This window comes from Leeuwenhoekiella palythoae, from assembly GCF_020310025.1.
GTDB lineage: Bacteria > Bacteroidota > Bacteroidia > Flavobacteriales > Flavobacteriaceae > Leeuwenhoekiella > Leeuwenhoekiella palythoae.
This window is the reverse complement of the sequence record NZ_CP084318.1, coordinates 2,597,449-2,620,866: the sequence shown is the minus strand read 5'-3', so window position 1 is coordinate 2,620,866 and position 23,418 is coordinate 2,597,449. Positions and strand designations below refer to the sequence as shown.

The window sequence follows — 23,418 nt, the reverse complement described above, 5'->3', positions numbered from 1 at the left end:
TAAGTTTAAGTTAATCTTAAATATGCATCCCGCCTATTTTTGCTATTTTTAGACCTGAAAAAATAACTATGGGATACCTTAAAGAGATAGGTCTTTATTTTATGATGCTTAAGGGTGTTTTTATCAAACCCACTAAAACATCAGTACTACGCAATTTAGTTCTTAAAGAAATTGATGACCTTATCATTGGCTCTTTAGGTATTGTCTGTTTCATCTCCTTCTTTGTAGGCGGTGTGGTTGCTATTCAAACCGCATTGAATATGGACAACCCTATTCTTCCCAAGTCGCTCATTGGTTTTGCTTCGCGACAGTCAATAATCTTAGAATTCGCTCCTACATTTATCTCTATTATCATGGCTGGTAAAGTAGGCTCTTTCATCACTTCGAGTATTGGTACGATGCGCGTTACTGAGCAAATTGATGCTTTAGAAGTAATGGGAATCAACTCTTTAAATTATCTAGTGTTCCCTAAAATAATCGCGATGTTGTTCTACCCATTTGTGATTGCAATCGCTATGTTTTTAGGAATTTTAGGTGGATATGCCGCTGCGGTTTTCGGTGGCTTTGCAACCGGAGATCAGTTCATACAAGGGCTTCAGGAAGAATTCGTTCCGTTTCAACTGATTTATGCGTTTATAAAAACCTTTGTTTTCGCGCTTTTGCTGGCGACCATCCCATCCTATTTTGGATATTATATGAAAGGTGGCGCGCTTGAAGTAGGTAAAGCAAGTACCACATCTTTTGTATGGACTAGTGTTTTTATCATTTTAACCAATTATATCATCACTCAATTACTTTTAAGCTAATGATCGAAGTACAAAATTTAAAGAAAGGATTTGGCGGAGATGAATTGGTTCTAAAAGGAATCTCTACAACATTTGACAAAGGAAAAACCAATTTAATTATTGGTCAGAGTGGTTCGGGTAAAACGGTATTTTTAAAATGCCTTCTAGGACTTTTTAGACCTACGGAAGGTAAAATTCTTTATGACGGCGAAGCTTATTCTGAACTTTCGTCAGAAAAACAACGCACCCTGCGTGAGCAAATGGGAATGGTTTTTCAAGGAAGTGCTTTGTTTGACTCCATGACGGTTGAAGAAAACATAATGTTTCCGCTGAAAATGTTTACCAAACAACGCAAAGCAGAACGCCGGGAACGTGCCAATGAAGTAATTGAACGCGTAAACCTGATCAATGCAAATAACAAACTTCCGTCAGAAATTTCAGGAGGAATGCAAAAGCGTGTTGCGATTGCGCGAGCCATTGTAAACAATCCAAAGTATTTGTTTTGTGATGAACCCAATTCTGGTTTAGATCCGCGTACAGCGACGCTTATTGATAACCTTATTCAAGAGATCACACACGAGTATGAGATCACAACGATCATCAATACACACGATATGAACTCTGTTATGGAAATTGGTGAAAAGATCGTGTTCCTTCAAAAAGGTCATCTCGCTTGGGAAGGCTCTAAAGAAACCATCTTTAAAGCCGACAATGATGACGTGACCAATTTTGTATATTCTTCAGATCTGTTTAAAAAAGTGCGCGAAGCGGTTCTTAAAGAGAATCAATAACGCGCAACCGAAAGGGTATCAAGATTATATTTCACTTTTAACCAAGCTTTCAATTTCGCCTCCTCATTACGTTTTGTTCGCTCAGAAAGTGAAGGCTTCCATTCGATCAAAAATGTTGGTATCGTATCTGCTTTTTCAAAATTGGTATTGATCGTATTTGAAAAACCAAAGCGTGCGATATTCTCATAATTTATATGCACCTCTTCACTCAAGCTCTGAAAAGGCAAAGCCGAAGCTTTAAGCCGATTGATCTCATCTTCTAGCAACTGTATTTGCGAATTCTTATCTGCCAATGCCTGCTGGTTGTTTACATATAAATCTTCAAGAATACCAGATTTTACGGCACTAGAAAGCTGCTCTGCCATTTGCGACGATTGATCTGATCCTTGATGAATTTTCAAACTTACATCAGCAAGAGAAGCATCTTCAGTCAATTGCGTGTACCATTCTTCGATCTTCGCTTTCGGAACCAAAGCACCAATCAAGTATACATCTATTCGTTTTGATTTATAATCCTGCGAAAACTTAACCACCTCAGCACCTTCATAACGTATTACGCGGGTGACATAATCTTTAGTTGCTGACGTAAACACCTGCTCTTTATATAGAATATAAAACAGATATAAACTTGGGATCATCACCACCAAAGCGATTAAGGATGCCATTTGAGTCACAAAGCGTCTGCGTTTAGAATTGGCATACTTCACCATCGGGAAGCGTAAAAATTTAGCTACCAAAAACGTAGAAAGCGCTATAAAAACAGCATTGATCGAGAAAAGGTAAAACGCTCCCGCATAATAATGCCATTCTCCCATAGCAAGACCATAACCCACTGTACAAAGCGGTGGCATTAAAGCCGTCGCGATCGCTACACCAAAAATCACACTGGCGATAGTCCCTTTTTTAGTTTTAGCAACGATTAGGGCAAGTCCACCAAAGATAGCAACCAATACATCTAAAATAGTTGGGTAGGTTCGCGCTTCAAGTTCAGGAGTGAGCTCAGAGATAGGAGAAACTGCAAAGTAAAGCGTAGCGGTAAGCACACTTAGAATGATCATCACCGCAAGGTTGATGAGTGATCGCTTTAGCGTTTCTATATCGTTAATAGCAAGAGAAAGTCCGATACCTACAATAGGTCCCATAAGTGGAGAGATAAGCATCGCTCCTATTACCACCGCGGTACTGCTCACATTTAAACCAATGGAAGCAACAAAAATGGAAAAGATCAAAATCCAAGCGTTGTGTCCTTTGAACGATATATCCTTTTTTACCGCTTCAATGGTAGAATCCCGATCGGTATCGCTCCGAATGTCTAATAATTCTGATAAAAATACGCGTACGCTGCGCCATAGGCTCTTGGCATCACGCTTTACCGCCTCATTAGAAACATTATCCTCAACTTTCTTTTGTTCTTCCATGGAATATTAAACCAAGTCTGACCCAAATTGTTTTTCAACTTCAGCACGTATAATTTTTACGTCTTGCTCTTTGGCTTTGGGCATAATCACCAAAACGTCATCGCTATCTACAACGATATAATCGTTGAGTCCTTCTACGACCACAACTTTCCCTTTTTCAGAACGAATAAGATTGCCTTGTGCTTCACGCAACACCGTTTTAGCATTTACAATGACATTTTCATCCTGATCCTTTTCTAAGTTGTCGTAAAGTGCGCCCCATGCTCCTAAATCACTCCAATCAAAGGTTGCCGGGATTACTCCAACGTGACCACTTTTTTCAAGAATCCCGTAATCGATACTGATGTTCTCTGCTTTGGCATAGTTATCCAAAATAAATTGCTGCTCTGCTTCGGTATTTAAAGCCTCAAAACCTGAGTTAAACAACGCATACATTTCCGGAAGGTATTTTTCAAAAGCTTCTATAATGGCTCTGGCGCTCCAGATAAAGATTCCGGCATTCCAAGAATAATTACCTTCTGCTAAAAACTGTTTAGCCGTAGCATAATCCGGTTTTTCTTTAAAAGCCTTTACCCCTTTTACAGCGGCTGATGACGCGTTATACTGAATGTACCCGTAGCCGGTATGCGGAAATGTAGGTTCGATGCCTAAGGTAACCAGCAATTTTTCTTCCGAAGCATCTTCGGCACACGCTTCAAAAGCCGTATTTAGGTCGGTTAAAAAAGCTTTCTCATTTTCAATCCAGTGATCGCTAGGTGCTACGATCATTACACCGTCAGGGTTGGCTTTATAGATCTTTAGCGCAGCCAGCAAAATACAAGGTGCAGTATTGCGCATCGCAGGTTCTAGAACGATATTCTCATCTCTAACTTCTGGAAGTTGCTCGTTTACCAAGTCCTTGTACTTTTCGTTAGTTAAAACCAACACGTTTTCTGAAGGTACGGTTTGAGACAAGCGTCCAAAAGTGCGCTGGATCAAGGTTTCTCCGGCACCTAAAATATCATGAAATTGCTTAGGATAACTTGCTTTGCTCAGTGGCCAAAAACGGGAACCTACGCCCCCGGCCATTATAATTGCATAGTAGTTGTGGTTTGTCATCTGGTGTTATTAAGTTAAAAGTTCAACCTCGGCGTTAGGTTGAAACAAGTATACTTTTCCTGTAGCGGTCTCTACACATTCATACCGTTTTACGCGACGTTCTCCTTTTTGAAAAACTTTGCCGTTGTAGAGTTTAAAGAGACTACCTCTCGGAATTTCAAATATATAGTTTTTATCGTTGGGTGGATCAAATTGCTTGAGCGCCAAAGATAATTTAGCATCTGTATCGCTACTCGCTTTGGGATTTTTAAAGTGATTGGCGATAACCGGTAAAAGTTGCTTCGGAAAGATCTCAGGTCGTATAAACGGCAGCATTAAATTCTGAAACGTGTACTTCCACTCTTTCCCGTGAGGCTTAATTCGGTTACCAAATTTCACAAAAGCCACTAAGTGGGCGATCTCATGAATTAAGGTTATCAAAAAACGATACGAATTTAAATTGGTATTCACGGTAATTTGATGTCCGCCGTTAGGCAAACGTCTATAATCTCCGTGACGGGTAACACGCTCATCAACAATCTTAAGGTGAACACCAAAGTTCTTGATCAACTCAAAAACCGGATCCACCGCTTGTTCTGGTATGTATTTCCCTAAAATCTGCTTCATAGTCTATGGCGTAGAAGCCGAAACCTGCAAAACTTTCCCGTTGTAAAATGCGTTTCCGGTAAGCGCAAAGTTTTTAATATACGCTGCCATCTCTTGAGCAGAAAGTGGCGCTTGATACCACGGAAAGGCTTCTTCTAGCATTTCGGTTTGCACTGCACCTAAAGCCAATACATTAAACGCTATTCCTTGTTCTTTATATTCTTCGGCAAGCAACTCACTTAAAGTGATCACCGCACCTTTACTCGAACTGTAAGCCGCAAGACCGGCAAATTTCATACTGCCTTGTATGCCACCCATACTGCTCACTGTTACCACGTGACTTCCTGACTTCATAAAAGGTAATACGGCCTGCGTCAAAGTTGCAACTCCAAAAACATTAACCTCATAAACTTTCTGAAAGTCTGATTGTGTAAGACTTTCAAAGGGTTTATTGATCAATGCTCCGGCATTATGAATCAAAACATCAGCACTACCTCCCCATTCAGTCTTTACAAAAGACGCTACTTTATGTAAATCTTCAGTCTTAGATATATCAAAGGGAAGAGCCTCAATGCGCTCTAATGCTTGTTCTTTTAAAGGTTTCTCGTTTCGGGACAAGGCCAATACGTGATGCCCTTCCGAAGCAAACAGTTTAGCCATCTCAAAACCAATTCCACGGCTCGTTCCGGTAATTATTATCTTCTTACTCATACCAAATAATTTCTTGAGACGCGCTATTTGCCATACCTTCAACTCCCGGAATCAACTGATTCACAATATTCGCTACGTGTTCAAAATTCATAGCAGCTGCCTCATCTCCAACTTTATGATAATGATCAAAGTTGGTAAAATCAAAGGTTGAAACCGTCTGCGCCGGAATTTTAAACTGCTCATAAAACGCATAATTATCACTGCGCTTAAACAAATTGTACTGCTTTGCCTGTGGTAAAAAACCCATTACTTTAGCTCCTGCATACGCATTGAATTTTTGCGCCATATTACTCTGCTCATAACCGGTGAGGTAAAGCGAATAATCTTTGTCAGTCATTGGCACACCAATCATCTCTATATTGAACATCACATACGGATTGATATTCGTTGTTTTTAGGCGCTCCGCCAGATGCGCTGATCCCAGCAAGCCCATTTCTTCAGCAGAAAAGAGCGCGAAAATAATACTGCGCTTATTGGTCTTTGATTTTGCAAAATACTTAGCCAACTCAATAACTGCAGAAGTTCCTGATGCATTATCGTTAGCACCATTTGCAATGGTATCAGCTCCAACAGCATCAGCAGTGCCAATATGATCGTAATGCGCTCCGATAACAATGAATTCGTTTTTCAGTTCAGCATCGGTTCCTTCAAGCATACCGACTACATTATATCCATCTAAACCTTTAGCATCAAACTTATCCCGATACGAAGTGAAATACGGTTTTACTCCTGCTTGTTGAAATTCTTTAATGATATAATTAGCTGCCTCATCGATTCCTTCTGCTCCTGTTTTTCTTCCGGCAAGGGCATCTGAAGCTAAAAATTCAATGTGTTTTTTAATAGCTGAAGCGCTAACGTTCTTTTTAAAAGTAACAGCATTAGGATTGGGCGCCGCCGATGTTGTTATGCTTTCTGCAGGCTCATTTGAAACGACATATCCTTTTGAAGCATTTGCTGCTGCCGCTGCATCTACCTGACGCACTTCGGGAGTGCTTCCGCAACTTAAAATGGTTAAACTAATTAGACCTAAAATAATCTTATTCATACGTTCAATATAAAAAAACCCATCAAATACTGATGGGTTTTAAAGTTATCTATTTTTAAAATGCTTGCTTAATTAAGCCAACATCAATACCGGATTCTCGATATAGGTTTTCAATGTTTGTAAAAACTGAGCACCTGTAGCACCATCAATAGTACGGTGATCACAAGCCATTGATAAAGTCATCGTGTTACCTACTACAATTTTACCATCTTTCACAACCGGCTTCTCAATGATGGACCCTACTGATAAGATCGCTGAGTTAGGCTGATTAATAATCGAAGTAAAGTTTGTGATACCAAACATTCCCAGGTTAGAAATGGTAAAGGTACTTCCTTGCATTTCTTCTGGCTTCAGTTTTTTGTTACGTGCTTTACCTGCAAGCTCTTTAACCTCTGCATTGATTTGCTGTAAAGACTTCTCATTTGCAAATTCAACAACAGGAACTACAAGTCCGTCTGGTACCGCAACTGCAACACCAATGTGCACGTGTTTGTTTAAACGCATCTTATCGTCAAACCATTGAGAGTTCACTTGAGGATGTTGTTTTAAAGCGATAGAAACCGCTTTAATAATCATATCATTATACGACACTTTTGTATCCGGAAGCTGGTTAAACTGACTGCGGAAAGCAATCATGTTTTCCATATCAAACTCTACGTTCAAGTAGTAATGCGGTGCTGTGAATTTAGATTTACCAAGAGACTTGGCGATCGCTTTACGCATTTGAGAATTATTTACATCCTCATAGCTTTCTTCACCTGTAGCAACAAATTGCTGCACACCTGCTCCTGAAGCTGCCGGAGTATAGTTCTCAATATCTTTGCGCACTACACGACCATTCTCTCCACTTCCCGGAACTTTAGCAAGATCAATACCTTTTTCTTCAGCTAGTTTCTTAGCTAATGGTGAAGCAAAAATACGGCCATCGCTAGATGAAGTATTTTTTGCAGGTTTTGATTCTTCTTTTTTAGGAGCCTCCTTTTTAGGAGCTTCTTTCTTAGCTTCATCTTTCTTCGGAGCCTCCTTTTTAGGCTTTTCTTCTTTCTTAGGCGCTTCTTTTTTAGCACCTCCAGATTTGCTGATCACTCCAGAAACATCAGTTCCTTCTTCACCAATGATCGCGAGAAGTGCGTCAACTTTTGCAGTTTCGCCTTCTTGAATCCCGATATGAAGTAAAGTTCCTTTATAAAACGACTCAAATTCCATAGTCGCTTTATCTGTTTCTATTTCTGCGAGAATATCACCTTCATCAACGCTGTCTCCTTCTTTTTTCAACCAAGAAGCAACAGTACCTTCTTCCATTGTATCGCTAAGACGTGGCATCGTTACCACCTCAACACCTTCAGGAATTTCTGAACCGGCGTCATCAGAAGCTTCTTCTTCTGATGTATCATCGCTCTTTTCTTCACTTGAAGCTTCAGCATCTTCTGCACTATCATCTTCTGAAGTTTCCTTTTCATCTTCAGATCCTGAATCTGCATCAGCGCTTCCGTCGATCAAACCAGAAATATCTTCTCCTTCTTCACCGATTATAGCAAGCAGCGCATCAACATTTGCAGTCTCGCCTTCTTCGATACCAATATGCAACAGTGTTCCTTCATAAAATGACTCGAACTCCATCGTTGCTTTATCTGTTTCGATCTCAGCAAGGATATCACCTTCTTCTACTTTATCACCTCTTTTCTTTAGCCAAGATGCAACGGTTCCTTCTTCCATTGTATCACTAAGGCGGGGCATCTTAATTACTTCTGCCATAATATTATTCTGGTTTATGTGCTAAAAATGGATAATCTTCCTGCTCGTAAACGACATCGTACATAACTTCTTTTTCAGGGAAGTCACTTTCTTCAGCAAATTTCTCACACTCGGCAACACGCTTTTTAACGCGCTTGTCAATTGCCTTTAATTCTTCTTCTGTAGCGAATTCTTTCTCCAATAAGATATCTTTAACCTGAGTAATCGGATCGATCTTCTGATATTCTGCTACCTCATCTTTTGTTCTATACTTTTGAGCATCACTCATTGAGTGTCCTCTATAACGATAGGTTTTTAATTCTAAGAACGTAGGCCCGTCTCCACGACGTGCTCTAGCAATTGCTTCATCAAAAGCTTCTGCCACAGCCACCGGATTCATAGCGTCTACCGGTCCGCAAGGCATTTCATACCCAAGACCAAGTTTCCAGATATCCTCGTGGTTTGCCGTACGCTTCACTGAAGTTCCCATCGCATACCCGTTGTTCTCAACACAAAATACCACCGGAAGTTTCCAGTTCATCGCCATGTTAAACGTTTCGTGTAACGAACCTTGACGTGCAGCACCATCTCCAAAAAAGGTTAAGGTTACTGCATCACGCTTAAAATATTTATCACCAAAGGCAAGACCGGCTCCTAGAGGAATCTGTCCCCCTACAATACCGTGACCTCCGTAAAAACGATGCTCTTTAGAAAAGATGTGCATAGAACCACCTAATCCCATAGAAGTACCTGTCTTCTTTCCGTAGAGTTCAGCCATAACCCGTTTAGGATCTTCTCCCATACCTATTGGCTGCACGTGGTTACGGTAAGCCGTAATCATCTTATCTTTTGTAAGATCCATTGCGTGAAGGGCTCCTGCAAGAATAGCCTCTTGACCATTATACAAATGCAAAAATCCTCTAACCTTTTGCTGAATATAAACTTGAGCCAGTTTATCTTCAAACTTGCGCCAAAAGGACATCTCTTCATACCAATTCAGGTATACCTCTTTTGTGATTTCTTTCATTAAATTATAGATTTATCTATACACTTTACTCACAGTGTGAGTTTTAAAACGAATTGAAAGCTTTGTTCAAATCGCTATTTTATTAAACATACCGAGATTTTTACCGGCATAATTTTACCGCACAAAAAGACGGAGAACAAAAATAGTATATTCGGGACGAAGCGTGAAAATCTTTGAAGAAAAAATTGAATCGATTACACGTAGGTTTTGTGCAACTATCAAAGCCAGAACTTACAGGTATTCTTGTGTAAAAAGAAAGGGTAATAAATTGCTCAAAGAATCACTTTTAAAAATTTTACCGCTAGCTCCCATAAAATAGATCACCACGGGTTGCTTCTGCTTGACTTCGTATTCTGCAATAGCCTGACGGCACGCACCGCAAGGTGGTATGGGCGTAGTTGTAGGCCTGTGCTTTGCGGTAGCTGAGATTGCCATTACCTCTAGCGTTTCATCAGGGAAGTTAGCTCCTGCATAATAGATCGCTGTTCGCTCTGCACAAAGACCTGAAGGATAAGCTGCATTTTCTTGATTACTCCCCTTGATCACTTTTCCGTTTGAGAGCAATAAGGCTGCTCCTACGTGAAATTCTGAATACGGTGCGTAGGCCGAATCACGTGCTTCAAAAGCAGCTTCCATCAATCGCTGAATCTCCTGAGGCAATTCTGAAAAATCTTCAAAAACCTCGAGTTCAGATTCGATTTTTATTTTTTTCATACTGAAATTTAGTATTCTATGTATTCATTACCAAAATTAAAGGTAATGCCAAAACGCAGTGTGTTTTCTAAAGGATTGCGCACTTGAGTGGTAGAGAATAAATAAGAAACATCGATGTCTATCGCCGAATATCTAAAGCCAAGTCCAAGCGTGGCGAACTTCCGCGCTCCTTTTAAATCGCTTTCATTAAAATAACCTGCACGCAAAGCGAACGCATTATCGTATTTATATTCTGCACCCAAAGACCAGGTAACCTCTTTTATTTCTTCACTTATTCCATTAGGTGCATCGCCAAAAGACTGAAACATTCCTTCAAAAAAGCCTATAGCTTGATATTCTTCGGTGTCAGAACCATCAATTACGCCATCCCCATTAAAATCCTGCGGAGAAGGCACCAGTAGCTTATTAAATTCAAGCCCGACGCCAATTACATTGTATGCATCAAGAATAAAGTCAAAACCTCCGCCCAACCTCATATTTGTGGGAATAAAGTTTTCTTGACCCGCTTCGTCATACTTGATCTTAGGTCCAATATTTGAAATATTGAATCCCGCACGCCAGCGCCCGTTAAAGTCGTCGTAACTTATTTCTTCAGATTGATAAAATCCCGCAATGTCAACACCAATAGAACTCGCCGCACTGGCATCTTCATCGTTGATCTGTAGTTTTAAATTACTGCGCAAATAACGCCCCGCAACTGCCATTGAAAAACGATCTCCCAAACGCAATGCATAAGACACATCAAGCGTAAATTCGTTCGGACTAAGAATAAGCGGATTTTCTAATTCGGCTTGAGAAGGATTACTGCTTTGAATAGACTCAATATCCCCGAGGCTAAAATAGCGCAAGCTACCTGCAAAAGCGCTTCGATCGTTAATCCGATTAAAATAAGTGATCTGCCCCAGAAAGATATCATCAACGATCTGACTCAAATAAGGCGTGTAATTAAACCCAACGCCTTGCTGTTTTTCAATAAAAGCATACTTGGCAGGATTCCATTGTTGGGCATACGCATCAGGGCGTGTTGCCACCCCTTGATCTCCCATTCCTGCGGCGCGCGCGTCTGCGGCTATCGCTAGAAAAGGAACTCCGGTAGTGATGGGGCGCCCTTCAACCTCTTGTGCATTTAAATTTTGAAGAACGGTAAAACAAAAGCCTAAAACAAGTAATGATCTATTCATTAAAAAAAGGGTCTTTTGACAAATATATAGATAAACCTTAGAGGATGACTAATTTCTCAAACTTTTCAACCTTCTTGTTCGTTAACGTAGATTTCACCGTAATCTTATATACGTAAACGCCTTTTCCTATTTTTTGACCAAAATCATCCAGTCCGTCCCAAGCGATCTCTCTTGATAAAAAGCCTGTTGTGGTCACCACCTGATTGATCGTTTTAACCACTTTTCCAGAAATTGTAAAGATCTGCACCTGCACTTCTAGCGGCTCGTAAGGCCTGTTATGGTTAAACCAAAATTCAGTATAATTTACAAACGGATTAGGATAATTAAGCACACGCTCCAGCTTAAGCTCTTCGTCTCCGGCGACCACAAATTGCAGATCAGCCGTAGATGAATTATTATACGTATCCCAAGCAATGACCGTAACTGTATGTAATCCCGGCTCAAGATCGCGCAGCGTACGTAAGGCTTGCCCGATATTAAAATTATCTACATCGCTCTCATAAAAATCATTGAGAATTATAGGGTTCTCTTCATCACCGTCAAGAATGGCGATCAGATCGTGACCAATTCCGCCAGCGGTATTGATTCCGCTTAGATCCTCTAGTTTCACCAGCAATGTAGGCGAAGTATTTGTTATTCCTCCGCTCACAAAATTCTCATCATTCATATAAAGATTAATGATTGGCCCTTCGTTATCCTCTGTGGCATTCTCGTTTAAACCACCCACTAAAATCTGCTCATTAGCTCCCGCTTGATCTTCTAAAATTCCGTCTCTTACACTGTAAAAATTCACGCGCCCATTACCTAAAGGAATCGCTGCATCTCTAGGAACCACAAATTCAAAATCAAACAAACCATCATTAACACTCGCCTGACCGCGGTATAAAATAGCACCCAAAGTTTTAAAATCAAGAATCAACAAGTTACCATTAGCATCTGTGACACCATCATTACCCAACGTCTGCTGATTGATGTATTTATCATAAACGGTTGCCGAAAGTTTCCCGTTATAATCAGTGAGTAATTGCCCATTTTCGTCAACGACCTCTCCACTCATTTTCATTCGGCTTAACGCCTTGAGCGTATCTACTTGCTGCGTAATGGGCGTGTCATTGATCGCCGTCAAGCGGATATCCGGTTTAGCAAACGCCAATTTCATCGCGGGATCACCAATAAAGAAAATAACCCGGCGGTTGTCATCATTGATTTGATTTTTAGTTTCCCGAAGATTTTCAGCAACACTTTTTATGGTATTGGTTCCGAAGGAAAAAAGATTAGACGCTAGTGCTTCATTAAACAAAACTCCCAAGCGCACCGAAATTTCTCGCGTGGTCGCCACCAGACCGACCGCCCCGCCTTGATCATTCCAAAACAATTCTTCTCCCGCTGCCACCCGATTAGGATTATCAAAACGTGTAAACTCACAAGTCACCGTCACAATCAACGGAAGCCGCTCACCGTTAGCCAGATTTTGCGCATTTTCACGCGTAAATATAAATTCTGAAGCCAGTGTGTTTTCTCCCCCGTGTCCTAAATAGGTCATTACCAAAGCACCTGATTCTAAAGCATCAATAATCGCTTCGTTAACTTCAGGATAGCGATCCCCACCTGCAGAGGATTGCTGTTGGTAACTATCTGCGTGAATCTTCTTGACATTAATAAATGGCTTTTCTTGTTGAATCTGATCACCCAAAGCATCAATAGTAGATTCTAATTCTTCAAACTCCCAAGGCTGATCTACATCATCAGAAACCAACACAAAATTGTTTCGCCAGCGACCAAAAGAAGCCCTTTCGTCATAACTTATAATTTTATCAACCGCTGTCTTAGCGAGCATCGGTGTATCGGCAAGAATTCGCCCAACTGCTATATCCAGACGATCTGAGCCGCCACTTCCTGCCGGACTATTATTTTCAATCACTCCTTCTTCAGGATCTAGACTTCCAAAATAATCATCGCTCATATAGGATTGCGATTGCGAGAAACTATAATAGGTATTGAAAGTAGGGACGATATTGTTGTTATTAGAAATTCGGTCTTTATAATCGAAAGAAGTATCTCCAAACAAGCACAGGTATTTTAATCTATTTTCTGAAGAAGAGGCATTTTCATATACATAGCGAACCAGATTACGTATCGCTCCAATATCCTGTTTACCAGAACTAAATTCATTATAAATCTCATCAAGCGTTACCACTTTTACATTCAACCCCCTGTAGGTTTGATTATGCTGCGCGAGTCGTTCAGCTTGCGACCTTAACAAATCAGTAGTAACAATTAAATAATCTACATCTGTAAATCTTCCTCCTGATTGAAAAATTGTTCCTTTAATATTTTGATTCGCCACAGGAACAGCTCCTACATCTATTAAAGGCTCATAAAAATCATCAGGATGAATCGCTACATATTTTTTAGCTGCATTCAAATACGTCTGAAACGTCAAAGTCGCCGAAGCTTCACTATTATCCACCGCGCTCACTGTGGATGGATCAGCAATTTCCCAAACCTCAGTAAACCCTGAAGCATTTTGCAATTGATATCGCCCTATTTCATTTGAAACTTCAAATGCAATCCCATTAAATTTTAGTTGACCTCCGGTTCCTGATAAATTACGCGTAGCTCCAATCCCAACAAAATCCAGATAACCTTCGCTTGAAGGATTTCCGCTATTGTTATATTCTAACTGAACACTTATATTATCTCCCGCTGTAGTAACCGTAGGGTTCGCAGCCGGATAGGCATAACTATCATAAAAAGCCTCCCGAGCTAGAACAGATTCGTTGATTGGCAGAATATTCAAGCTCGCCACAGGCTGATTGTTTACACGCACCGCAAAAGAGGTTGACGATTCTGAAATTGCGGCTGTGTGCACCCGTAAATCCACAGGCGCATCGGCCACCCGATTGGGGAAATTAAATTCGAAATCCTGCAGATTTTCAACATCAAACCGCGTTGCAAACCATCGCCTGCCCAGATTTAAAAGATTATACTCATCGCGCTCGTAAAATTGATACTCCCTAAAAGTTGTGATGGTTCTCGTTGCTGCGGTTGTCGGCTCTACTAACGGCTGAACACGTAAGCCGGAGACTCCATCGGCAGTAATAAAATAATAAGAGCGATCATCGTATGCATTAATATGGGTTAAACTTTCTGCATTAAACTGCCGCGTCCCTTCCCCATAAAATAATATATAATCTTCCCGGTCAAAGCTTCCATCCTCACCACCCACTACTTTAATCGCAAGTTCTTGTGGGTCAAAAACTGTATTGTCTTCATTTTTCAGCGGAAGCATCGCACCACCATCCCCGTAAATTTTTAAAGCTTGCGGATTGATCGTACGAGGGTTAAATCCCAAACGCTGCAAAAAATCATAATCCACCTTAAAAACCCCGGTAGTATCTATGTAAAACTTATAAAAAGTCCCCGATCGTAAAATAGAGTTACTTCGTTGCGGATTTTTATGCTGAGTTGAAATCGCACTGCGGTTGCGATCATAAGCAATAGTGAACCGCTTCACCCGTTTTACGACTCCATTTTGTTGAATGATGGGCGCAAAACTATACTCAAAATAGCGGATTCCGCGAGCTCCCGAGAACTGAACTTGCAAATCGTGTGATTCCGGAACTTGCTCTAAACGCAGCTGCTTTAATGCTGACGAATTAAGTGTCTCGTAAACAACACGCTCTAACCTTACCGATTTTAGATCAAAAGTTTCATTGGTTTTCCATTTGTCTGCATAACGCACACCAGACCGTACAGCATACACAAAATGTTCTGGCGCAAAACCGGGTACTTGATGCGGTTTTGCACTAAAAGAAACATTCACTGCATCTTGCCAAGAAATCTCATGAGTTTTTTCTTGCCCAAAAAACACCTCAGTATTCAGCACACTTAAAAGGACAAAAAACAGGAAAAATTTTAAGTAGTTATTCTGCATGCAATCGCGTTCTTAAAACTAACATAAACCTTTTAAATCAGACTACTATACTAAACGCTTGTGATTTTCGTTAATAGCCTTGTAAACCCCAATGAATCATAAAGATTAAGCATTTGCAAAAATGAATTATTTATTGCAATTTGGGCACTTTATAGTATATTGCAGTCCCAAATCTTCTTAAGAATTTACACATATGAATAGGAATCTTGTGTTTAGAACGCTTGTTTTTGGCCTTTCGACGATACTTTTCGTTAGCTGCGGCCGCAACGGCAAAGACTACAAAAACAGTTCCCGTGCCACCGGTTGGAGTATCAATGACCGCGATGGAGGCTTTCAGGCCAATACAGATTACAAAGAGCAAGAGGCTGCACCAGGTCTTATTTTTATTGAAGGAGGAACATTTACCATGGGTCGTGTTCAAGACGACGTAATGCACGACTGGAACAACACCCCTACACAACAGCACGTACAATCTTTTTACATGGATGAAACTGAGGTTACTAACCTTATGTATCTTGAATATCTAGATTATCTAAAACGTGTTTTCCCACCCGAAGAAGCAAACTACAGAAACATCTATTACGGTGCACTGCCAGATACTTTAGTATGGCGTAACCGATTAGGTTTTAACGAAACTATGACCGAGAACTACCTAAGACATCCTGCTTATGCGCGATATCCGGTAGTAGGTGTGAGTTGGATTCAAGCTGTTGAGTTCAGTACTTGGAGAACTAACCGTTACAACGAGTATGTTTTAGAGCAAGAAGGTTTTACGCAAAAAGGAGCAAAATATAATGTAGATGCACAATCTACTTTTGACACAGACACCTACTTACAGGCACCTAGCTTAACTTATGGTGGTCAAGATGACGTGATCAGAGGTGGAAAAGCTTCGGCGCAGCGCGAAAAGAACAATACTCCTCGTGCTAACCCGAATAATCCGGGCGCAGGAACAGAAGCGAAAGACATTTACGTTCAAATGAAAGATGGTATTATTTCAACTACAAAATACCGTCTTCCAACCGAAGCTGAATGGGAATATGCTGCGTTAGGCCTTGTAGGCTTAAGAGAGTACAATGTGTACCGCGGTAGAAAAAAATACCCTTGGGATGGTGCTTACACACGCTCTGGAAACCGCAAAACACGTGGTGATCAATTAGCCAACTTTAAACAAGGTGACGGTGACTACGGCGGGATTGCAGGATGGTCTGACGATAATGCTGATATTACTGCTGAAATTAAGTCATACGAACCTAACGATTTTGGACTTTATGATATGGCCGGAAACGTTTCAGAATGGGTTGCCGATGTGTACAGACCTATTGTTGACGATGAGTATAATGACTTTAACTACTATCGTGGTAACGTGTATACTAAAAACGCGATCAACGAAGATGGTACCGTAAAGATCCTTACTACAGAAGATATCGTTTATGACACTTTAGAAAATGGAAAGATCGTAGCTCGTAATCTTCCGGGAGAAATTTTACAGGTTCCTGTTGATGATGAAGAAACGTATTTAAGAACCCAGTTTTCTGAAAGCGACAACCGAAACTTTAGAGATGGTGACAAACAATCATCTAGATATTACCAGAGTTTCTCAGACACAGAGTCTGACAATGATCGTATGTATGACTCTCCTATAAACCGTATTTCTGCGGGAGAAGAAGGGATGGTTAAAGAATATGATAAACAAAACGATCGTACTACCCTTGTGGATGATGAAGTTCGAGTTTACAAAGGAGGCTCTTGGAGAGACCGAGAATATTGGTTAGACCCGGCGCAGCGTAGATATTTACCACAAACAATGGCTACAGACGATATTGGATTTAGAAACGCGATGTCTCGCGTAGGCTCAAAATCTACAAAGAATAAAAGTCCGCGTAACTAAATAAAGTACTAATCTTATTTAAACGCCCTAAGTTCACTAGCTTTGGGCGTTTTTTTATTCCTGCATATGACTATTCAAGAGATTCATCACTTATTCCTGAAAAGCGACGGAATAAGTACCGATACCAGAGCGATTCGTAAGAACACACTTTTTTTCGCCCTCAAAGGCGCCAATTTTAATGGAAACACTTTTGCTGATCAAGCTCTGGCCTCCGGCGCATCTTATGCAATTGTTGATGAGGAAGCATTCGACACCGGTGATAAAACTATTCTGGTAACCGATGTTTTAAAAACGCTTCAGGAACTGGCTTACACCCATAGAAAATATTTAGACATTCCCATTCTGGCACTTACCGGAAGTAACGGAAAAACCACCACTAAGGAACTCATTAACAAAGTCCTTTCTAAAAAATTTAATACGACAGCCACGCAGGGCAACCTCAACAACCATATAGGCGTACCGCTCACGCTCCTATCTATGACTAAAAATACCGAAATAGGTATTGTAGAAATGGGCGCTAATCACATTGGCGAAATTGCAGAACTCGCAGCAATTGCAGCTCCAGATTTTGGGTACATCACTAATTTTGGAAAGGCGCATTTAGAAGGTTTTGGTAGTGTTGAAGGTGTAATTCAGGGAAAGAGCGAACTCTATGAATATCTCATAGCTCATAAAGGCACGTTGTTTCTAAATTTGGATGATCCTATTCAGGCAAAAAAAGTAAAAAGCACGCACAGTTTTTGCTTCAGCGCATTTGAAGACGCCGATACAAAAATCGTCTATCAAGAAGCGCAGCCCTTTGCCAATTTTGAATTTGATGCTTTGCACGTGCAAAGCAATCTGATGGGCCAATACAACACCATCAACTTGGCCGCAGCTGCAACTATTGGGATGTTCTTCAAAATTGATAAAACAGCTATTAAAGAAGCTCTGGAATCTTATATACCCACAAATAACAGGTCGCAGATCATCAATAAAGGCAAGCAAACCATCATACTTGATGCCTATAATGCCAACCCAACCAGTATGGCTGCAGCGCTTCAGAATTTCTCAGCCTTAAAGGGAGCGAATAAAATCGCATTTCTTGGGGATATGTTTGAATTGGGAGATACCGCGCACGAAGAGCATCAGATCGTAGCAGACACCTGCGCAAACCTCAACATTGATCATACGGTATTTTTAGGAAAGAATTTTGGCAAAGTAAAAACGTCGGGATATAAATACGAAAATCTTGAAGCCCTTCAAAAGTCAGGATTTCCAGAGGTTTTGCAGAATAAATTAAAAGAAGCTACAATCCTCATTAAAGGTTCCCGCGGAATGAAGTTAGAAGGTTTATTAGATCTATTAGAAAGCGACAATTAGTAATTTTAAAGTATTCAGCATTTACTGAACAATTTCTCAATTAGCAGAATATTACTGAGAGAGGTTTATAAAGTATTAGCGCGGAAATACTTTGATTTAGACATAGTACTTTTACCAGATACCCTTTGGCACCAATAAAAATGAGCCTATAAAGTCCCCTATTCTTTATAAGCCCATTTTAAATCTAAATCCAACAAGATTTTTTTGTAATTATAAAAGCATCAATTTAAAATGACCTGTAATTACAAATGCAATATACTTGTGATATCTTATATTGAAAATACCCGATAGCGGGTATTTTTGGCAAATGCAATGCATAAAAAAAGCTTAAGTCTTTAAACCTAAGCTTTCAAGTGGGACATATTGGATTCGAACCAATGACTTCCACGTTGTCGACGTGACACTCTAAACCAACTGAGTTAATGTCCCAAAAAAAGCCGCAAATCTAATGTAGTTTTGACAAATATCAAATAAAATAAGACAAGCTTATAAAAATAAAAAATTGTCATATTTTAACGCTTAAATTCGTTTTTTGATAATTTCAAGTAACGCTTTTATTACAATAATCAATACTTCACACAAACCATACACTATGTCACTTATTAAGAGAACAACTTTTTACAACAGATTTTTTCTGTTACTAGTACTGACCACCTTTGCCATCTCCTGTGGTGAAAAGAAAAAATCTGATTCAGAGACCACTCAAACCACAACCAAAACTGAGGAAGCATCTAATTTTGGCGGACTCGCTTTATACACGCTGAGAGATGCGATGGCCCAAGACCCTAAAGGCACTTTACAAACAGTTGCTGAAGATGGCTATGCCTATGTGGAAGCTGCAGGATACGAAGATGGAATGTTCTACGGAATGACACCAGAGGCTTTTAAAAGCTTTTTAGATAGCATCAACATCACTCCTATGAGCACCCATCAAGGATCTGTTAGTTTAGAGAATGCTGATCAAATGATCGCTGATGTTAAAGCAGCCGGGTTCAAGTATTTTGTAGTACCGGTTCCGCCAATGGGAATGTTCACTTTTGATGCCGAGTCTCAAACTCTAGGAATGGAAGGTACTCCTAAAGAACTTGCAGATATTTTAACCACCTTAGGTAAAAAATGCAAAGAACAAGGTCTTACCCTACTGTACCACAATCACGATTTTGAATATAAAGAAAATGCAGAAGGTATTATCCCTATTGATTATTTGCTTGAAAACACTGACCCTGAGCTCGTGAATTTTCAGATGGATCTTTATTGGGTAACCAAGGCCGGTGCAGATCCTGTGGCATATTTCGAGAAGTATCCGGGTCGTTTTAAACTATGGCACGTTAAGGATATGGATGATCAAGGGCGCTTTGCTCCGGTAGGAGAAGGCAGCATAGACTTAGCTAGAATTTTAGCCAACAAGGAAAAATCAGGGATGGAATACTATTTTGTAGAACAAGATCAAACCTTCAATCACAAGCCGCTAGAAGCGATCAAAATCAGCCATAAGGCTTTAGGAGAACTTGGTTTCGAATAGATCATAAGCAACACTTAAAGAAAAAACCTGCTTTTGCGAGCAGGTTTTTTTATTTTAATTCCGCCAGAACTTCAAAAAACAAGTTCTCAAAGCAAATCTCAACGTCGTATTAGTTTAGAGCGCAACTAAAAACAAAAAGGCTTCACATTTCTGTGAAGCCTTGTCTTTGCTAGTAGCGGGAACTGGACTCATTAGCTTTAAACCCTGGCTATTGCTGCACTTTTAGTTGATTGATATTTGGCAATTTAATATTCTGGAATTTATAATCCTAACGAAAATTTTGGCCCAAATTAGGCCCGGACCGCTCTTGCAAACTTGACACCTCAAAATGCACGCAATAACCATAAATACATATTGCAACCGCACTTTACATAAATTCAATTTTACTTTAGTAAATTTTATAAAGGTCAGGATTACCTAAAACATCACGGTATGAGTAAATTAAATCTCCCAATGGTGTCAAAGCCCTAAAATTAATATCACCATCTTTAAATACCAGTCCTCTCCTAGCCATTTCATTAATTGAGTCATCATCAGATGTTCCCCCAAAAAGGTAAAATCGAGCTACTTTGAGAAACAAATCCCAGCTATTCTCATCTATTAGCTCCGATACTTTCTTCGTTACTTCTGGAGGAAATTTATCTATTTGTTGATAAAAACCCACATTCTCTTCAGAATAAAATATTTTCTGAAATCCCTCTAATCTTGCCAAGAATCTTTCTTTTTCAAATTTAAGGTTGCGATTAGAGTTTTCTAATTGTTCATTAGTGGATTTGATACTTTTAAGCTCTGCCCTTACTCTTTCTAATTTAGAGTTTAGAGATTCTATTTGATTAGTAGTTTCGCTTATTCTAGCACTTTGATTAATTAGACTTTCATCCTTTTCTTTAATTAGGAAAGTTTGCTCATCAATAGCTTTAGAAAATTCCCTCACTTGCTTTCTTTGCTCTTCATATTGATCAAAATATTCCTCCCGCTCTTTAACTACATCATTATATTCAGTCCTTCTTACCACATTTTTGTGAACCACCTTACCAGTAACAGCTGGCATAACCCAATGTTCTATAAATAGAACCAAACTTCTAGTTCCAACAACAATCATATACCCCAAAAGCATAAACCCTAAAGCGCTTAAAGCATCCCATAAGAATGTACCCCAAGTTAAATTTTCATCTATGTAAGTTTCTACAAATTGTATTTTGTCAGTCAATGTATTACCAGCATCAAAATTAAAGATGCCAAAAATCAGCTCCCAATGATGTAATAATAAAACGATTATTAAGGTCCCAAAATATGGGTTGGTTAGTTTGTCTTTTACATTGCTGAAGAACGAATTAATTACATCCATTTAATTATAGGCTTTTTGAGAAAAATACTTGATTGCACAAGCAATTGGATTATATTAGGTTTATAAGTCCTAAATATAAAACAATCCCAACAACTTAATTTATAGAACTCTATAAAGCAAATTACAGCCTAACTGCCGCACAAAAATTCTTCATAATTGACATATTTATTACCAGGAACTATAGTGGGAGAGGACTTTATTAATTCTCTTTAGAAGTTAAGGAATATTTATTTGAGCGAATAAAACGTGCATTTAATAGAAGATTTATTCCTAACAAAGTGAGAATTTGGCCCAAATATGGCCCAGAAAAATCACAAAAAAAGCCTTAAACAACTGAACATCAGTGATTTAAGGCTTTATAGTAGCGGGAACTGGACTCGAACCAGTGACCTTCGGGTTATGAGTGTTTTACCGCATAACATCAACAATATACAATAACACTGATAACCAATTATTTAACCTACTTTTAATAATATATGCAACCAAATAATATCAATTAAAAGCATAAAATGTTGTACCTATGTTGTACCTGTTTTTATTATCTTTATAATCTAAAGCAATTATTATGGCAACAGTTAAAGCAGTACTCCGCAAGAAAAAAAATCCGGAAGGTTGTTATCCGATAGCTATCAGGATCACCAAAGACAGAAAAAGTTCCTATTTGGGAACCGGGCAACATATTGAGGAAAAGCATTGGGATGAAAAAAATAGATGTATTAGAAAGTCCCACCCCAATGCCAACATCATCAATAACTTTTTAATTACTAAAATTGCTGAGGCAAATAAAAAAGTCTTAGAAGCTGAAAATAACGAAGATTATCAAACCGTCAATGCGATCAAGAAAAAAATTAGGCAAAACAAAAAAATTAATTTCTTTGCCGTGGCAGATATGCATCTTGAAAACTTAAAGAATAGGGAAAAGCATCACCAATACGATACTGAGCTAGGTCGTCTTAAAAAGTTTAAGAGTTTTCTCAGAAAAAATGAGTTATCGTTTAATGAGCTTAATGTCCCACTTCTCAAAAAATTCGAGACCTACTTGCTTCATGATAAAAAACGTTCGCCGAGAACGGTAGTGAACTATCTGATTCTAATACGAACTATTTACAACCTCGCCATATCTGAATCTTTAGTTGACCGGGGCAGATATCCATTCGGAAAAGGGAAAGTGCAGATAAGAATCCCTGAATCACAAAAGATTGGACTGAACCGCAAAGAAATTCAGAAATTAGAAAATGCCACAGACTTAACCGAGGCTCAACAGAACGCAGTTCACGTATGGCTCATTAGTTTTTATTTCGCTGGGATAAGGGTTGGCGATGTTTTAAAATTAAAATGGTCTGACTTTAATGATGGCAGGTTAGTTTATCGTATGAACAAAAACAGTAAATTGGTTACGCTTAAAACACCCGACAAGGCGAGTGCAATACTTAATAGATATCGAGAGAAATATAGTCTTGATAACGATTTAATTTTTCATTACCTTAAAGATATCGATTTAGACGATTCGCAGAAGGTCTCTGTAAGAACACAGACCATAACGCGAAACCTAAACAGACACTTGAAAAAAGTTGCTACAAAACTGGGCATAACCAAAAAGATGAGTATGCACATTGCAAGACATAGTTTTGGTAATATCTCAGGCGATAAAATCCCTATTCAAATGCTCCAAAAACTTTACCGTCATTCATCCATCACTACAACTATAAATTACCAAGCAAACTTTATTCACAAAGATGCGGATAAGGCATTGGATAGTGTAATCAACTTTTAAGCTTTACCCGCCAAGCATTTTTTTTGCACAACCTGTGCATCGATTAATTTGTATCTTTGTCAAACTTTATGAAAATATTTTTTTCCATATCAATGTCAATTTTATTCTTTTTTCAGGGAATTAGCATTGATATGGACTTTTGTGGACCAATTAAAGAAATTTCAAACGTTATTACCCATTATCAAGACCATAAAGTTTATGGCGACTCTTTCCTTGAATATGTAGTTGAAGATTACATCGATAATGATTCAAAAAATGAAGGGCATCATAACGATCAGGATAAGGAGAATATGCCAGTCCATTCCCATCATCAATGTTGTCATCCTGTATTATTAATAGCTAACAACAATATACCTCTATTCAATCGATTAAAGATTGAAAATGAAAAACAGAACAACTTCTATAAAATCAACTTCCATTCCAGATATCTGGAAGCGCTTTTCCAACCCCCTCAAGTATAATTCAGTTATTTTAAGGATAGCTATGTCCTAACTT

At 39.3% G+C, this 23,418-nt stretch carries 18 protein-coding genes and 1 tRNA gene; 7 read left to right on the top strand and 12 right to left on the bottom strand.

From position 1 onward, the window contains the following. Positions 1–68 precede the first annotated feature (68 nt). Positions 69–806 (top strand): MlaE family ABC transporter permease, encoded by a 738-nt coding sequence (locus tag LDL79_RS11155; RefSeq protein WP_225597741.1) that lies wholly within the window; start codon positions 69–71, stop codon positions 804–806. Continuing rightward, positions 806–1,576 carry an ABC transporter ATP-binding protein gene (locus tag LDL79_RS11150; RefSeq protein ID WP_225597740.1) on the top strand — a complete coding sequence of 257 codons (771 nt, stop codon included), beginning with the start codon at positions 806–808 and terminating at the stop codon, positions 1,574–1,576. The genes LDL79_RS11155 and LDL79_RS11150 overlap by 1 nt, the downstream gene beginning before the upstream one ends. On the opposite strand, the gene LDL79_RS11145 is transcribed toward LDL79_RS11150, so the two are convergent. The 10 genes from LDL79_RS11145 to porU all read right to left on the bottom strand — a co-directional run bounded on the left by LDL79_RS11145 (position 1,570) and on the right by porU (position 15,026). Next, the gene (locus LDL79_RS11145) at positions 1,570–2,994 is read right to left on the bottom strand and encodes a DUF389 domain-containing protein (protein WP_167596236.1); all 1,425 of its coding nucleotides are present in this window, start codon (positions 2,992–2,994) and stop codon (positions 1,570–1,572) included. The two genes, LDL79_RS11150 and LDL79_RS11145, sit on opposite strands and share 7 nt — an antisense overlap. Positions 2,995–3,000: 6 nt before the next feature. After that, a complete protein-coding gene (locus tag LDL79_RS11140; RefSeq protein ID WP_225597739.1) occupies positions 3,001–4,092 on the bottom strand; it encodes a mannose-1-phosphate guanylyltransferase in 1,092 nt (363 codons plus the stop codon). A gap of 9 nt (positions 4,093–4,101) precedes the next feature. Further along, positions 4,102–4,698 (bottom strand): SprT-like domain-containing protein, encoded by a 597-nt coding sequence (locus tag LDL79_RS11135; RefSeq protein ID WP_072984179.1) that lies wholly within the window; start codon positions 4,696–4,698, stop codon positions 4,102–4,104. 3 nt (positions 4,699–4,701) lie between these two features. Further along, on the bottom strand, positions 4,702–5,388 hold the full coding sequence (locus LDL79_RS11130; protein WP_225597738.1) for an SDR family NAD(P)-dependent oxidoreductase: 687 nt from the start codon (positions 5,386–5,388) through the stop codon (positions 4,702–4,704). After that, the gene (locus LDL79_RS11125) at positions 5,381–6,433 is read right to left on the bottom strand and encodes a M28 family metallopeptidase (protein ID WP_225597737.1); all 1,053 of its coding nucleotides are present in this window, start codon (positions 6,431–6,433) and stop codon (positions 5,381–5,383) included. The genes LDL79_RS11130 and LDL79_RS11125 overlap by 8 nt, the downstream gene beginning before the upstream one ends. A 72-nt stretch (positions 6,434–6,505) precedes the next feature. Next, entirely contained in the window at positions 6,506–8,188 is a 1,683-nt protein-coding gene (locus tag LDL79_RS11120; RefSeq protein WP_225597736.1) for a pyruvate dehydrogenase complex dihydrolipoamide acetyltransferase, read from the bottom strand. 4 nt (positions 8,189–8,192) lie between these two features. Next, a complete protein-coding gene (gene pdhA, locus LDL79_RS11115) occupies positions 8,193–9,194 on the bottom strand; it encodes a pyruvate dehydrogenase (acetyl-transferring) E1 component subunit alpha (protein ID WP_072984187.1) in 1,002 nt (333 codons plus the stop codon). Between the two features lie 231 nt (positions 9,195–9,425). Then, on the bottom strand, positions 9,426–9,908 hold the full coding sequence (cdd, locus tag LDL79_RS11110) for a cytidine deaminase (protein ID WP_225597735.1): 483 nt from the start codon (positions 9,906–9,908) through the stop codon (positions 9,426–9,428). An 8-nt stretch (positions 9,909–9,916) separates the two neighbouring features. Next, positions 9,917–11,089 (bottom strand): type IX secretion system outer membrane channel protein PorV, encoded by a 1,173-nt coding sequence (porV, locus tag LDL79_RS11105; protein ID WP_225597734.1) that lies wholly within the window; start codon positions 11,087–11,089, stop codon positions 9,917–9,919. A gap of 37 nt (positions 11,090–11,126) precedes the next feature. Continuing rightward, a complete protein-coding gene (gene porU / locus LDL79_RS11100) occupies positions 11,127–15,026 on the bottom strand; it encodes a type IX secretion system sortase PorU (protein WP_225597733.1) in 3,900 nt (1,299 codons plus the stop codon). A 193-nt stretch (positions 15,027–15,219) separates the two neighbouring features. On the opposite strand from porU, the gene gldJ reads away from it, so the two are divergent. Together gldJ and LDL79_RS11090 are read left to right on the top strand one after the other, a co-directional pair. Next, on the top strand, positions 15,220–16,917 hold the full coding sequence (gldJ, locus tag LDL79_RS11095) for a gliding motility lipoprotein GldJ (RefSeq protein WP_225597732.1): 1,698 nt from the start codon (positions 15,220–15,222) through the stop codon (positions 16,915–16,917). A gap of 66 nt (positions 16,918–16,983) precedes the next feature. Next, on the top strand, positions 16,984–18,279 hold the full coding sequence (locus LDL79_RS11090; RefSeq protein WP_225599967.1) for a UDP-N-acetylmuramoyl-tripeptide--D-alanyl-D-alanine ligase: 1,296 nt from the start codon (positions 16,984–16,986) through the stop codon (positions 18,277–18,279). Positions 18,280–18,633: 354 nt separating this feature from the next. Here the strand turns inward: LDL79_RS11090 and LDL79_RS11085 are convergent. Continuing rightward, positions 18,634–18,708: transfer RNA gene (locus LDL79_RS11085), tRNA-Val, on the bottom strand. A 163-nt stretch (positions 18,709–18,871) separates the two neighbouring features. On the opposite strand from LDL79_RS11085, the gene LDL79_RS11080 reads away from it, so the two are divergent. Then, positions 18,872–19,801 (top strand): sugar phosphate isomerase/epimerase family protein, encoded by a 930-nt coding sequence (locus LDL79_RS11080; RefSeq protein ID WP_225597731.1) that lies wholly within the window; start codon positions 18,872–18,874, stop codon positions 19,799–19,801. A 388-nt stretch (positions 19,802–20,189) separates the two neighbouring features. Here LDL79_RS11080 and LDL79_RS11075 read toward each other — a convergent pair whose 3' ends face one another. Then, positions 20,190–21,149: a hypothetical protein gene (locus LDL79_RS11075; RefSeq protein ID WP_225597730.1), complete on the bottom strand. Its 960-nt coding sequence runs from the start codon at positions 21,147–21,149 to the stop codon at positions 20,190–20,192. Between the two features lie 565 nt (positions 21,150–21,714). On the opposite strand from LDL79_RS11075, the gene LDL79_RS11070 reads away from it, so the two are divergent. Both LDL79_RS11070 and LDL79_RS11065 read left to right on the top strand, forming a co-directional pair. Next, complete coding sequence (locus tag LDL79_RS11070) at positions 21,715–22,923, top strand: site-specific integrase (RefSeq protein ID WP_008610523.1); 1,209 nt, start codon at positions 21,715–21,717, stop codon at positions 22,921–22,923. A gap of 68 nt (positions 22,924–22,991) precedes the next feature. Beyond that, positions 22,992–23,384: a hypothetical protein gene (locus tag LDL79_RS11065; RefSeq protein ID WP_225597729.1), complete on the top strand. Its 393-nt coding sequence runs from the start codon at positions 22,992–22,994 to the stop codon at positions 23,382–23,384. The last annotated feature ends 34 nt before the right edge of the window (positions 23,385–23,418 follow it).

Coding starts and splice junctions, on each gene's coding strand:
- LDL79_RS11155 (WP_225597741.1), top strand. CDS start 69: ATGGGATACCTTAAAGAGATAGGTCTTTATTTTATGATGCTTAAGGGT.
- LDL79_RS11150 (WP_225597740.1), top strand. CDS start 806: ATGATCGAAGTACAAAATTTAAAGAAAGGATTTGGCGGAGATGAATTG.
- LDL79_RS11145 (WP_167596236.1), bottom strand. CDS start 2,994: ATGGAAGAACAAAAGAAAGTTGAGGATAATGTTTCTAATGAGGCGGTA.
- LDL79_RS11140 (WP_225597739.1), bottom strand. CDS start 4,092: ATGACAAACCACAACTACTATGCAATTATAATGGCCGGGGGCGTAGGT.
- LDL79_RS11135 (WP_072984179.1), bottom strand. CDS start 4,698: ATGAAGCAGATTTTAGGGAAATACATACCAGAACAAGCGGTGGATCCG.
- LDL79_RS11130 (WP_225597738.1), bottom strand. CDS start 5,388: ATGAGTAAGAAGATAATAATTACCGGAACGAGCCGTGGAATTGGTTTT.
- LDL79_RS11125 (WP_225597737.1), bottom strand. CDS start 6,433: ATGAATAAGATTATTTTAGGTCTAATTAGTTTAACCATTTTAAGTTGC.
- LDL79_RS11120 (WP_225597736.1), bottom strand. CDS start 8,188: ATGGCAGAAGTAATTAAGATGCCCCGCCTTAGTGATACAATGGAAGAA.
- pdhA (WP_072984187.1), bottom strand. CDS start 9,194: ATGAAAGAAATCACAAAAGAGGTATACCTGAATTGGTATGAAGAGATG.
- cdd (WP_225597735.1), bottom strand. CDS start 9,908: ATGAAAAAAATAAAAATCGAATCTGAACTCGAGGTTTTTGAAGATTTT.
- porV (WP_225597734.1), bottom strand. CDS start 11,089: ATGAATAGATCATTACTTGTTTTAGGCTTTTGTTTTACCGTTCTTCAA.
- porU (WP_225597733.1), bottom strand. CDS start 15,026: ATGCAGAATAACTACTTAAAATTTTTCCTGTTTTTTGTCCTTTTAAGT.
- gldJ (WP_225597732.1), top strand. CDS start 15,220: ATGAATAGGAATCTTGTGTTTAGAACGCTTGTTTTTGGCCTTTCGACG.
- LDL79_RS11090 (WP_225599967.1), top strand. CDS start 16,984: ATGACTATTCAAGAGATTCATCACTTATTCCTGAAAAGCGACGGAATA.
- LDL79_RS11080 (WP_225597731.1), top strand. CDS start 18,872: ATGTCACTTATTAAGAGAACAACTTTTTACAACAGATTTTTTCTGTTA.
- LDL79_RS11075 (WP_225597730.1), bottom strand. CDS start 21,149: ATGGATGTAATTAATTCGTTCTTCAGCAATGTAAAAGACAAACTAACC.
- LDL79_RS11070 (WP_008610523.1), top strand. CDS start 21,715: ATGGCAACAGTTAAAGCAGTACTCCGCAAGAAAAAAAATCCGGAAGGT.
- LDL79_RS11065 (WP_225597729.1), top strand. CDS start 22,992: ATGAAAATATTTTTTTCCATATCAATGTCAATTTTATTCTTTTTTCAG.